Genomic DNA, 12,554 nt, shown 5'->3' on the forward strand with positions numbered 1-12,554 from the left:
ACGGGAAAACCGGCAGGTGTGGGTTCTCACCGTCCTGCGCCGCAAAAGCCCCGCACAAGCCACGGGGAAAACCCTGCCCGCAAGCGATGGATCGAACTGCGCACGCAAGCAAATCGAACTGCGTACACAAATTACGGGAAGAACCCTGTACACGAGTGCACAGCAGTGATAGCGTGACAGAGGTTTTTCACATGAAAAGCCCCCGATCTTTTCGGCGGACAAAGTCAACCCACTCGGATCGTCCGGCACGTACCTGCCGGTGGGAAGGAATACTGATCATGGCTACGGTCACCTTTGAGAAGGCCACTCGCATCTACCCGGGCAATGACAAGCCCTCGGTCGACCAGCTCGACCTGAAAATCGAAGATGGCGAGTTCCTCGTCCTCGTCGGCCCCTCCGGCTGCGGAAAGTCCACGTCGCTGCGCATGCTCGCAGGTCTTGAGGACGTCAATGAGGGTCGCATCTTCATCGGCGATAAGGACGTCACCGACGTCCCCCCGAAGAACCGCGACATCGCGATGGTCTTCCAAAACTACGCCCTCTACCCGCACATGACGGTCCGCGACAACATGGGTTTCGCTCTGAAGATCGCGGGCACTCCGAAGGAAGAGATCGCCAAGCGCGTCGAAGAGGCCGCCCGCATTCTCGACCTCGAGCCCTACCTCGACCGCAAGCCGAAGGCCCTGTCCGGCGGTCAGCGTCAGCGCGTCGCGATGGGTCGCGCCATCGTCCGCAAGCCACAGGTCTTCCTCATGGATGAGCCGCTGTCGAACCTCGATGCGAAGCTGCGCGTCCAGACCCGCACCCAGATCGCGTCCCTGCAGCGCCAGCTCGGCGTCACCACCGTCTACGTCACCCACGACCAGACGGAGGCCCTCACCATGGGCGACCGCATCGCGGTCCTCAAGGACGGCCTGCTCCAGCAGGTCGGTTCTCCGCAGGAGATGTATGAGCGTCCGGCGAACGAATTCGTCGCGGGCTTCATCGGCTCTCCGGCGATGAACCTCGGCAAGTTCAAGGTTGAAGGCAGCACTGCGATCCTCGGCCCGGCCCGCATCCCGCTCTCCGCGGCCACGGTCAACGCGCTGACCGCCGAAGACAAGGGCATGATCACGATCGGATTCCGCCCCGAGGGCCTCGAGCTCGTCTCCGAAACCGAGGCGAACTCCATTCCGATCCAGGTCGACTTCGTTGAGGAGCTCGGCTCTGATGCCTTCGTTTACGGCCACCTCGCCGGCACGGACGGACAGGGCATCGGCTCGGCGGAAGAGGGCTCCTCGAAGCAGCTCATCGTCCGTGTGCCTCCGCGCACTGCTCCGGCTCGCGGTGGTGTCGTGTACACCCGCATTATCGCCGGTCAGCAGCATAACTTCTCCGCCTCGACCGGTATGCGTCTTCCGGAGTGACCCCCTGCGGTTTCGGCCCCGTCCCTGTTCTGGGGGCGGGGCCGTCCCGTCTTTCCACAGGTCTCGTCCTCGTCAGACAGCGGGAAGCGGGAAGCGGGCCAGTTTCTCGCTCACTTTCCTCAGCTGATGGGAGGCACTGGCAGTTTCGCTCTCGCCTCGTTAGCCAGTGAATAGCTTCACCCGTTTCTCTTTCCGCTGCTCGCCCGACAACTTCCCCAGCCAAGGCGACCCCCCAAGTCGAGTCGATGCCCCCAGCCAAGGCGACGCTCCAAGCCAAGGCGACGCTCCAAGTCGAGTCGATACCCCAAGCCAAGGCGATGCCTCCCCCGTGCGCGCTAGGAGGATTCACTCGACACACCGAGGCTTCACACGAGGTCGCAAGCCGTGCCCGGAGAAGATACAAGCGCGCCTGAGCGCACTCGATATGAAGGAATGACGCAATGCCCACAGATTTTGAGATCCAGGCGACGAATGTCGATCCGGCTCTGCTTGATCTGCCCTGGAACCTGCCCCTCGAAGAATGGCCGGACTCGCTCCTCGTCGCTCTCCCCAGAGGCATTTCACGACATGTCGTTCGTTTCGTCCAGCTCAACGAGCGCGTCGTCGCAGTCAAAGAGATCGGAGCACCGGTCGCCTGCCACGAATACGTGATGCTTCGCGACCTGTCGCGTTTGAACGCGCCCTCGGTGGTGCCCACTGCGGTGATCACGGGACGCACTGACGATAATGGTGAAGAGCTCAACGCGGTCCTCATCACCGAGCACTTGCAATTCTCCCTGCGCTATCGAGCGCTCTTCTCTCGGCATATGGCTCCTGATACAGCGACGAGACTCATTGATGCGCTCGCAGTCCTGCTGGTGCGTCTCCACCTTCTGGGCTTCTACTGGGGCGATGTTTCCCTGTCCAACGCCCTCTTCCGCCGCGATGCCGATTCTTTCAGTGCTTATCTCGTTGACGCGGAAACCGGAGAGCTGCATCCGAAGCTGACGTCCGGGCAGCGCGCCTACGATGTCGACATTGCGCGCACGAACATTATCGGTGAGCTCATGGATCTTCAGGCCGGGGCGTTCTTCCCCGAGGAGGTCGATCCGATCCATATCGGTGATCGGATTTGCTCACGTTACAAGACCCTTTGGAATGAGCTCACAGGCATTGAAATGATCGATGCCAGCCAGAAATGGAGGGTCGCTCAGAAGATCGAGCGCTTGAACGAGCTGGGCTTTGACGTCGGTGAGTTCAATATGTCCACTGTCGCTGGAACCTCCACTTTGAAGATCCAACCGAAGGTCGTTGACGCGGGCCATCATCACCGTAAGCTCATGCGTTTGACGGGGATGGATGTGGAAGAGAATCAGGCTCAGCGTCTCCTCAACGACATCTACGCTTTCCACACGGCTTCGGGGAGGCCGAATTCTTCTCTGGAGCTCAGCGCCCATGAATGGCTCAACACCGCGTTTGAGCCGGTCATCGCCGCGGTTCCGCCCGAGTTCGCGGGCAAGCTCGAACCGGCTCAGATCTACCACGAGTTCTTGGAGCACCGCTGGTATCTTGCCGAGAGCGCAGGCCATGACATTTCCCTGGATGAGGCGATCGCCTCGTACGTGGAGAATGTTCTTGCGGCGAAGCGCGATGAAGCTCTTTACATCATTTCGGAATCGGATGCTGAGAATCCCACCCCGGTCGCAAACCCCGATCTGTGGTGAGAGACTTTTCTTCAGTCGTCTGGAAGGAATGTGGAATGACCGCACTGCCCCGTGTGTTTGCGCACCGCGGTGCCAGCTCGCTCGCACCGGAGAACACGATTGCCGCTTTCTCGAAGGCGATGGAGGTCGGAGCCCGCTGGTTCGAGTTCGACGTCGACATCATTGCAGATGGGACCCTCATCGTCATTCATGACAATCGTTTGGATCGCACAACTAACGGCAAGGGCGGATATTACACGCACTCCTTCTCCGATATCCGCAGGCTTGACGCCGGTGCGTGGTTCTCCGACACCTACCGTTTCGAAAGGATTCCCGAGGCCGCGGACGCCATCTCCTTTGGCAACAAGCAACACATGGGAATGAACTTGGAGATCAAACCCTGCCAGGGCGGAACGCAATTGCGTGAGCGTCTCATCGAGGCCCTGGCGGTCGCGGTTGATTCTGTCCACGATAAGGATCGTTTCATCGTTTCCTCTTTCGACCACGAGCTTCTCGCAGCCTTCCATGAGGCTCGTCCGCAGATTTCGCTCGCTTGGCTCCTTGACTCCGAGAAGCAGTCAACTCTGGGCTGGCAAGAGGGCGCGTCGGCTCTCGGCTGCTCGGCGGTCCACCCCGATGCGAAGGGCCTGACGAAGGAGGAGGCCTGGAAGATCCGCGATTGCGGTTTCGATTGCAATGTGTGGACTGTGAACGACCTTGAGCAGGCGAAAGAACTCGCCTCCTGGGGCGTGACCGGTGTCTTCACCGACTACCCGCAGCTCTTCCCCGCTGAGGCGCTCGCCCTGTGAAGCCCACGCCCACTGGGCGGAGGCTTGAAGCAGACTAGGGGCTTGAAGCCGACTGGGACGCAACCCGGCGGAATTGGGCTGAGCCCACATCCTTTGAAGCCCAGACCCGCTGGAGCGCTCGTTGAGCTGCTCGCCTTGTGTTGCCGCATCGAGGGATGAAGAGTCCCGACTCGAATCGCTCGGGTCCATTTCATCATTAGCCCGTTCTCTTCTCTCGTTCTTTCTCTTTGAAGTCTTCCTCCCGCGCGCTCCTCTTTCCTTTCAGCGATGCACCCCGCACAACGAGCCCAGTGATTCTCTCCCTTAAGGTCTTTGCCCCGCGCCTTGTTTGTCTCCTCTAAGACCTTTGTTCCTTGCAGCGTCCTGCACCGTCTTTCTGCACGTATTCCTCCCACCCCTTCACGAAACTTTGCCCCTTCGTAATTGCAACTACGTCATGCCGTAGTTAGGCTTTCTTGTGAGACGCACGAGCAGCGTGCCGCTAACCAGGAAGGAACCATGAACCTCACAAGGATTCAGCGCCACCTCGACGAAAGCGGGGTCACCAACCCCGCCATCCGCTCATTCGTCGAAGAATGGGCGCAGCTCACCACGCCCGAAAGCATCGAGATCATCAGCGCCGAGGACGACGCCCGTCTCATCGCCGAAGCCCTCGACGCCGAGGAGATCTTCCCCGCGGGCCCCGGACGCTATTACACCCGCTCCCACCCCAAGGACACCGCCCGTTCAGAAGGACGTACCGTCGTCGCCACCGCCGACCCGGCGGACAAGGGCCTCTACAACAATTGGCGTCCCTCTAAGGAAGTGCTCGCCGCCCAACGCGAGCGCGTCGCGGGAGCCCTTGCCGGGAAGACCATGTACGTCATTCCTTATCTCATGGCCGTTCCGGGCTCTCCGCTTGCTCCTTTCGCAGCCGGAGTTCAACTGACCGACAATCGCGTCGTTGTCATGCAGATGATCCGCATGGCCCGCGTCGGACTGCACCTCTTCGACGATCTCGCCGATCCGTCTTTCTTCGTCCGCTCGGTCCACGTGACAGGAGACCTGGACGCCCTCGGCCAGGGAACAGATGAGGATCAGCGCCTCTTCGCAACAATCGCCGACCAGCGCCTCATCATCCACTACGGATCTTCATATGGGGGCAACGCCCTCCTCGGCAAGATCGCTCATAGCCTGCGCCAGTCCGCCTACGACGGATGGAAGTCCGGGAAGTTCCTCGCCGAGCAGTTCATGCTCCTCGGCATCGTCGATAAGCAGACGGGCCGCACTTATCATGTCTGCGGTGGATTCCCTTCGGCCTCCGGTAAGACGAACCTCGCGATGACCCTGCCGCCCGACGCCCTCGGTGAGCGCTACCGCGTGGAATTCTACGGCGACGACATCACCTGGCTTTGGGTCGGCGAGGACGGGCGCCTTTACGGGATGAACTCGGAGAACGGCGTTTTCGGGGTCGCGAAGGACACGAACGAGGCGACGAATCCCGCGGCCTTGTCGGCAATTCAGGACAACAGCGGCGTCCTGTTCACAAACGTCGCCTACAACGAGCGGACTCAGGAAGTGTGGTGGGAGGGGCGAACCCCAGAACCTCCGAGCGACCTCGAGGGCTGGCTCGATTGGACGGGCAAGGCGATCAGCGAGCGCAGTGAAGAGGACAAGGGGCTGGCGTGGGCACACCCGAACAGCCGCTTCGCGACCGCCCTCGACAATGTCACGACCGTAGCCCCGGACGCATCCTCCCCAATGGGCGTTCCGATCGACGCCGTCATCTTCGGCGGGCGCACTCGAGACCGAGAGCCCCTTATCCGCGCCATGAAAGATCTGGCGGAAGGGGTGTATGACGGCCTCACTCTCGGTGCAGAAGCAACTTTTGCCGCTGAAGGCGTTGAAGGACAGCTGCGTTACGACCCCATGTCGATGCGCCCCTTCATGTCCTATTCGGAAGGGGACTACGCCGCGCATTGGCTCAAGATCCTCGGCAATGTCACCCACGCTCCGATCTTCGCGCATGTCAACTGGTTCCAACGCGACCCTGAGGACGGACACTTCCTTTGGCCCGGATACCGCGATAACCTCCGCGCGCTCCTGTGGCTCATGGACTACCAGGAGGGGCGCGTCCAGGGAAGAAGAACACCCGTTGGCGTTGTTCCTAACGCTGATGAACTCAATCGGGAGGGGCTTGCCATTTCGGATGAGGACCTTGCTCGCCTGCTCACGATCGACGTTGAACGGTGGAGGCAGGAAATGGGCTTCAGGCGTGAGCATCTTGCTCAATTCACGAATCTGCCCGAAGAGATCGAGGCAGTTCATGAACGAATTGAAACTGAACTGAGGAACTGACCGGTCAGTCTCCACGGTATCCCGATCCAGCGGGTGGGCGGCTCAGCACGGACGGCCGTCCACCCGCTTCACCGTGTCATCGTTGTGATGTACTTCCGTTTTTCGTTTTGGAGTTGACGCTGCGAGCACCTGCTCTGCTTTCCTCGCCTCTGAGTTCATCTTGGCGCTCGCGCGATCCGTGACACCCCGTTTTTCAATCCGCATCGCAGCAGAATTGCCTTTCACGACTCGTGGCAGGCTCGTCTGAATCGCTTACAGCATTGCACATCCGCTCCGTTTCGCTTCTGTACCGCAGTCGGCGCCAGTTCTACGCCTTCTGGCTCTCAATAGTTCCAACCCAAATGGAGCGGGCGGCTGGCAATCCGAAAGACAACTCCTCGTCGGTTCCTTGAAGCTTGAGGGCAACAGCTTCCGAATAGGGCGATGCTTCACACAGGATCACCTCGGCTCCATATACGATCCCCTGCTCTGCGAGGAAGCGGACGAGCTCGGGATCGTCGTCGGCGATCCTTTCAATGCGCAGCACCTCGCCTTTCGAGGACGAGCGGGCGAACTCGGCAAGGGAGTGCGCACCGAGGGCGGGCAGGGAACCATCGGCGCGTGGAATCGGGTCGCCGTGCGGGTCCCGCTCGGGCTCGCCCAGGTGGGCATCAATCCGTTCAATGAGAAGGTCAGAAACGGCGTGCTCAAGGACCTCTGCTTCCTCGTGCACCTGATCTGCTCGATATCCCAGGGTCTCAACGAGGAAAGCTTCGATGAGGCGATGCCGACGCACCATTGCGATGGCAATGGCAAGCCCTTTATCCGTCAAGGCGACAGCGCCGTAGGGAGCATGGGCGAGGAAACCCTGGTCTGAGAGTTTACGGATCGCATCCGAGGCCGTCGATAGGCGCACCCCTACTTTGGCGGCGATGGTTGACGCTGTGACCGGTTCATCCGACCACTCCCCCAGCGTCCACACCGCCTTGAGGTAGTTCTGACTGCTCGCCGACAAGTGAGAGGAGACCATGCCCACAGGGTATCAACGCCCCCTTGTATATCCTGAGTCCGAGCACTGTTCACACAGCCTTTCAGCCTCCATGCTGTCGACTCTCTGCCCTTCTCGCCGACAGCGGGCATGAGACAGTCCTGGGAGGCCTCCACCTGTCCCGGGTTCTAGAACTCCCAGTCTTCGTCGCTCGTTTCCTCGGCTGTGCCGATGACATAGGAGGAGCCCGAGCCGGAGAAGAAGTCGTGGTTCTCGTCGGCACCGGGAGCTAAAGCGGCGAGGATCTCGGCTTTGACTTCCGTTTCCTCGGGAGCGAATCGTGCGGGGTATCCGAGGTTCATGAGCGCTTTGTTCGCGTTGTAGCGCACGAAGACGGCGACATCGTCCATCAGTCCGAGTGGATCGTAGAGCGCACCCGAATACTGCATTTCGAGCTCGTAGAGTTCCTCGAGGAGGGTGTAGGTGAAGTCGCGCATCTGTTTGTGTTTCTCTTCGGAACGCATCTCGAGGCCGCGCTGGTACTTGTAGCCCGAGTAGTAGCCGTGAACGGCTTTATCCCGCAGGATGAGGCGAATCATGTCGGCGGTGTTCATGAGTTTTGCCCGCACGGAGAAGTGGAGGGGGAGGTAGAAGCCCGCGTAGAGGAGCAGGGAGGACAAGAGGGTTGCGGAGACTTTGCGTTTGAGGGGGTCGTCTCCGTAATAGTGGCGCAGCACGGTTTTTGCTCTTCTTTGCAGCAGGTCGTTGTCGACTGCCCACTCGTAGGCGGCGTCAATTTCTTCACTGGAGCACAGGGTGGAGAAGATGGAGGAGTAGGAGCGTGCGTGGACGGCCTGCATGAAGGCGATGTTCGTGTAGACCGCTTCCTCATGTTCGGTTCGAGCGTCTTGGATCTGGCTGATTTCACCGACCGTCGCTTGAACGGTGTCGAGCATTGTCAGACCGGTGAAGACGCGCATAGTGAGGGTGCGTTCTTCCTGAGTCATCGCATGCCAGGAGGGAAGATCATTGGACAGTGGCACTTTCTCGGGGAGCCAGAAGTTGGATGTGAGCCGGTTCCACACCTCGTGGTCTTTCGGGTCATCGACACGATTCCAGTTGATGGGTCTGATGCGCGCCTCAGGGTCGCGTCGATAGCGGGGCGGCGTGATGGAGCGCTCGGTGATGGGAGTGCGGGGTGTTGATGTGGTCATGATGTCTTTCGTTACGTCGTTTTCGGGATCGTTCGTTCAGGGGCATTCATCGATGGGCATTCATCGACGAAGGTTCATTGGCGGAGGTACATTGGCGGGTGTTCATCTGCGGAGGTACATTGGCGGGGCGTTTGAGGTGTCATCGGCTTCGATTTCAGCCCAGAAGCGTTGGAGGCCAGCGTTCACGCGTTCAACATCGCGATCTGAACCGAGCAGTTCGAAACGATAGAGCTCTGGGACGTGGCATTTGGCGGCGATGATTGGCCCTGCGATGCAGTAGTGTTCTCCGAAATTGGTGTTGCCGCTTGTGATGACGCCGCGCAGTAGTGCACGGTTGTGGGGGTCGTTGAGGAAGATCGCCACTTGTTTGGGGATTGCTTGAGTTTTGTCCCCTCCCCCGTATGAGGGGACGATGAGGACATATGGACGGTTGACGCGCAGGCGTCCCTCGAGGCGCGGACGCAGGGGGATTCTCACTGCGGGGCGATCGAGCTTGTCAACGAAGCGTTTGGTGTTCTCTGAGACGGAGGAGAAGTAGACGAGGTCGGGGGATTCGTCGTAGCTGAGTTCGCGCACCGGGAGTTCAGCCCGCTTCGGTGATGTCATGAGGTTCTTTCGTCGTCCCAATCGGCGAGCGGTGAGTCCGGGTCGCCGCGCGGCGCTGAGATCGCACGCGCAGGCATCATTAAACCTCAATAAAGTTCGGCATGCCAAACTTTTTAGTTTGCCACCTCGAATCTTGGGGGCTTTGGGAAAGAAGAATGGAGGGATCCCCTACATAAGGGGACCCCTCCACTGAATCTCACAAAGCCTCGCGCTCCTCACAGCGCCTTACACTTCGACCTCTGTCGCTCTTTCACTCCTTGTCTTGGTGGCGACGACGCAGATAGCTCGACAGGGAGATCTCCGCGACCGAATCCACGAGCAGCAGAGCACCGATGAAGCCACCGCACTTGAGCCAGCGCGAGCGCGGCGCTTCACCACGAGCCGCCAGAGTGAGCAGAGCTGTTCCGACGATCGCCTCAGCGGAGGCGAGAGCGCGAACGAGCCCCGGCTTTTCCACAGCGACCGACTGGTAGGTGCTCCACAGGGGCTGTGCGCGCGATTCCGGGTCGCTCAACATGATGTCCACGCTCCGCCCGATCGCATTGGACACGCCTCGCGCAAAGTGGACTTTCGCGCCCTCGACCTCGGAAGCGGGAAGGGTCCCGAGGAGGAAATCAGCAAGCCCAGCGGGCAGACCCAGGGCCTTGACGACTCGCCGGACCGCGTCCTCGCCGAAAGACGTGGTGGATTCGATGAGGGCATCGAGGTCAGCGCCGGGCATGGCCTTCGCGATCGCTTCCAGGTCGGGGCGGTCGCTGACGAAGTCGAGGATCTCCTGGTCGAGTTCTCCAGAGGACTCGTGCGCACCCGCGATGAGGAGGGTCTTCATGCCCCAGTTGTGCGTGATGACGTGCTCGAGGTGATCATCGGTCACGAGGAAAACCTGGAACTCCTCGTCCTGGCGCGAAAGGGTGACCAGCGGAAGGTCACCGAAGTTCCACCCGGCCTTCTCCGGGGGGAGCTCGGCGAGCAGGGCGCGACGCCCTTCGGCAAGTTCGACACTGACGAGGTCGATGCCTTCCAGTGCGGCGAGAAGTGGGACCGAGGAAGCGGGGGTTCGCCCGATCTCAACGATCCTGGAGGAGGGCTCCTCCACATCAAGGTCGTCTTCATCCCAGTTGTCCGAAAGGGGGGATTCGCCCTCGGGGAGGTGATCGGCGGTCGCCGAGCCGATGCGCACCTCGCATTCGAAAAGGGCGGCGAGGGTTTCAGCGAGTTCTTCACTCGTCGGACCGGGCGCGACCTTCTTGTCTTTCACAAGTGCGACGTGCCCGTCGGTGAGCGCGACGTTCACGCCGAGAAGCTGCGGTGAGGAGGGGAACCACTCAAGTTGAGCGAGGACTCCCTGCTCGCGCAGTGCTGTCGCGACGAGGGCGGGGTCGATGTCCCGACCGATGATCATGCCTTCGATTCGAGTCCAGTCCTGTTCCATTCCGATTCACCCTTCTTCGTTGAGGTACTTCTAATCTCACCACGTTTGACGCCTTTTGTCCCTATGCCGATTTAAGCTTTGCGTCCGCTTTTGGTGAATCTTCCTTCCGTGGAGCTGAATGCGGATCGGGCGAGATCCAGGGCTACAGCAGTTCATCATGGCTTCCCGTGCGCGCGAGGACCAAAACGCCATCCTTGTTAAACGAGTAAAGGAGAAGCCAATCCGCTTGGATGTGCAACTCACGATAGGCGCTGAGGTTGCCGACGAGCTGGTGATCGCGGTGTTGCCGTAACCAATCGGTCTTGCGCTCTGCGACAGCGCGGATCGCGGTCTTGAGAGCACCCATGTCGTAATGCTTGCGTTTGAGGCGTTTGACGTCTCTGAGGAAGGCGGGCCGATAGAGGATCTCACGCATTGTCGATGATCGCGATCATTTCATCAAGGTCACCCACTGCGAGGGCAGGCTCGGCCTCGGCTTCACGCAACGCCCGCTCGTAGGGGAGAGCCCCTGGTTGGAAGGGGAGGCGCTGCTCGCGGACAACCTGTGTGAGAAACATGTTAATCGCCGTCGGCATGGGGATTCCCATGCGGTCCAGTGCCTCAGTTGCTTCTTGTTTCAGTTTTCGACTCGTTCGCACCTGAATACGAGTATCGAGCTTCATCAGATCTCCTTCGACACATAATGTGAGCCAATCGTACTCCATATGACACTATTGTCGCGATCGAACGTTACTGCACGCGCCTCTCGGATTCGAGTGGTATACCCTCAATATCCACTGTGCCTGACCATTCCTTACTCTTCCCTCACCACAACCCCCGGCACAGTCCCATGTCGTCAAGGGCGACGGCTGCTTCGAGGATTTCTGCGCACTCCGCACATGCTGCGCACACCGGGTAGCGTAGGTGTGTACGACATCGTCCCTTGAGTCGATGATCGAGTCGAGTTTGTGTCGTACGACAGTCGCCTTTCCCTCTCAGAAGAGCCACACGCAGTCTTCGTCTCCTCTGAGCAATCGTGGCGGATTCGAGGCGGAGTCTGTGTGTCAGCACCGTCATCACTGTTGAATCGACGCACCTACACGCCGTCGACCAACAAGGTTGCCGACCTCAACCAGCCCTGCCAGAACAAGTTGGCAAAGACAAGATCAAAGACCTTCCACCAAACCCGGGGATTAACCCCCTCGAGAAAGTGTCAAGTCCCGGAGTTATTCACATGCGTGAAGCAGGCATCCCCGCTCCCCTGTCACTCGAGTTCGGTGCCACCCCATTCGACGGCGGTGAATCCTTTTCGCAAAGGCGGAGCGGCGAACTCCTGCGGCATGGTCTTTGTCGAAGCATCTGCCTTGGAGAACACCATGAACACCCGGATGAAGGTATCAGGCACCTCCTCGCGCCCCTGCTCGTCGGTGAAGGAATAGCGCACCGCCGGAGCGTACTGATTCGTAGCGAAAGTGACCAGGGAATACGCGTTCTCCTGCATTCTCGGCGCCCAGAAGGTAATGAAATCCGCCGCCTCGCGATCACTCAGCCCCTGAGTAGCCAATGTGCGCTCCAAGAAAGACACGACTTCATCCCTCGCGACGACACTACCTTCCTTCTGCGACCAGGCGACCTTCACGCGCCCCTCCCAGAACAAGGAGGGGTATTCGCGCCCCCGCGCATCCCTGAGGGTGCCGTCGTGGTGAGCCGAAACCGACCACTCGCCCTGCGTCGCTCCGTCCTCTGCAAAAGGCGCTAGGACCGGGTACGAGGACGTCAACACGCCGTCAATGCTGATGCCCACCCGGAGCTGAAGATCATCCTGCGGATACAAGTAGAGCACCGGCTTATACGCGACCGGCTCCTCTTTCTCGGAAGCGCACGCCCCCAAGCCGAGGACACTCAAACCAAGAATGACGGCGATGAGAACGCGAAGACCTCTCATGAAACCCCCCGAAAACCCATCCGAAACGAATGATTGACGATTCGCCCGAAGCTTTGCGAAACACGAACCCCAAACCTTGGTGTCCCCTCGTTGGATCGCCACAAGAGCACGGGAGGAAAACGGGGTGGGGCCCGAAGGGAATCCCCCGGGCCCCACCCCATCAGATCCAGCTGACAT

General features: G+C 59.9%; 11 protein-coding genes. 4 read left to right on the forward strand and 7 right to left on the reverse strand.

Annotation, left to right across the window (positions count from 1 at the left end; translation table 11 throughout):
• Positions 1-278: 278 nt before the first annotated feature.
• From JFX23_RS06110 to JFX23_RS06125, 4 genes are all read left to right on the forward strand, one after another.
• The gene (locus JFX23_RS06110; RefSeq protein ID WP_198776165.1) at positions 279-1,406 is read left to right on the forward strand and encodes an ABC transporter ATP-binding protein; all 1,128 of its coding nucleotides are present in this window, start codon (positions 279-281) and stop codon (positions 1,404-1,406) included.
• A 440-nt stretch (positions 1,407-1,846) separates the two neighbouring features.
• Positions 1,847-3,109, forward strand: a complete 1,263-nt coding sequence (locus JFX23_RS06115) for a DUF4032 domain-containing protein (RefSeq protein WP_198776166.1) — start codon at positions 1,847-1,849, stop codon at positions 3,107-3,109.
• 35 nt (positions 3,110-3,144) lie between these two features.
• The gene (locus JFX23_RS06120) at positions 3,145-3,897 is read left to right on the forward strand and encodes a glycerophosphodiester phosphodiesterase family protein (RefSeq protein WP_198776167.1); all 753 of its coding nucleotides are present in this window, start codon (positions 3,145-3,147) and stop codon (positions 3,895-3,897) included.
• 498 nt (positions 3,898-4,395) lie between these two features.
• Entirely contained in the window at positions 4,396-6,234 is a 1,839-nt protein-coding gene (locus JFX23_RS06125; RefSeq protein WP_198776168.1) for a phosphoenolpyruvate carboxykinase (GTP), read from the forward strand.
• A gap of 307 nt (positions 6,235-6,541) precedes the next feature.
• On the opposite strand, the gene JFX23_RS06130 is transcribed toward JFX23_RS06125, so the two are convergent.
• The 7 genes from JFX23_RS06130 to JFX23_RS06160 form a co-directional block, all read right to left on the reverse strand.
• Positions 6,542-7,243 (reverse strand): metal-dependent transcriptional regulator, encoded by a 702-nt coding sequence (locus JFX23_RS06130; protein ID WP_233050632.1) that lies wholly within the window; start codon positions 7,241-7,243, stop codon positions 6,542-6,544.
• A gap of 146 nt (positions 7,244-7,389) precedes the next feature.
• Positions 7,390-8,415 (reverse strand): class 1b ribonucleoside-diphosphate reductase subunit beta, encoded by a 1,026-nt coding sequence (gene nrdF, locus JFX23_RS06135; RefSeq protein ID WP_198776170.1) that lies wholly within the window; start codon positions 8,413-8,415, stop codon positions 7,390-7,392.
• A 102-nt stretch (positions 8,416-8,517) separates the two neighbouring features.
• Positions 8,518-9,021: a class Ib ribonucleoside-diphosphate reductase assembly flavoprotein NrdI gene (nrdI, locus tag JFX23_RS06140; protein ID WP_198776171.1), complete on the reverse strand. Its 504-nt coding sequence runs from the start codon at positions 9,019-9,021 to the stop codon at positions 8,518-8,520.
• Positions 9,022-9,271: 250 nt separating this feature from the next.
• Positions 9,272-10,453: a hypothetical protein gene (locus JFX23_RS06145; RefSeq protein ID WP_198776172.1), complete on the reverse strand. Its 1,182-nt coding sequence runs from the start codon at positions 10,451-10,453 to the stop codon at positions 9,272-9,274.
• Positions 10,454-10,595: 142 nt separating this feature from the next.
• Positions 10,596-10,868 carry a type II toxin-antitoxin system RelE/ParE family toxin gene (locus JFX23_RS06150; RefSeq protein ID WP_198776173.1) on the reverse strand — a complete coding sequence of 91 codons (273 nt, stop codon included), beginning with the start codon at positions 10,866-10,868 and terminating at the stop codon, positions 10,596-10,598.
• Positions 10,861-11,115 carry a type II toxin-antitoxin system RelB/DinJ family antitoxin gene (locus tag JFX23_RS06155; RefSeq protein ID WP_198776174.1) on the reverse strand — a complete coding sequence of 85 codons (255 nt, stop codon included), beginning with the start codon at positions 11,113-11,115 and terminating at the stop codon, positions 10,861-10,863. Before JFX23_RS06155 ends, JFX23_RS06150 begins: the two co-directional genes overlap by 8 nt.
• Before the next feature lie 581 nt (positions 11,116-11,696).
• Entirely contained in the window at positions 11,697-12,377 is a 681-nt protein-coding gene (locus tag JFX23_RS06160; RefSeq protein WP_198776175.1) for a hypothetical protein, read from the reverse strand.
• Positions 12,378-12,554: the final 177 nt, after the last annotated feature.

This window comes from Schaalia cardiffensis, assembly GCF_016405145.1.
GTDB classification, from domain to species: Bacteria; Actinomycetota; Actinomycetes; order Actinomycetales; family Actinomycetaceae; genus Pauljensenia; species Pauljensenia cardiffensis.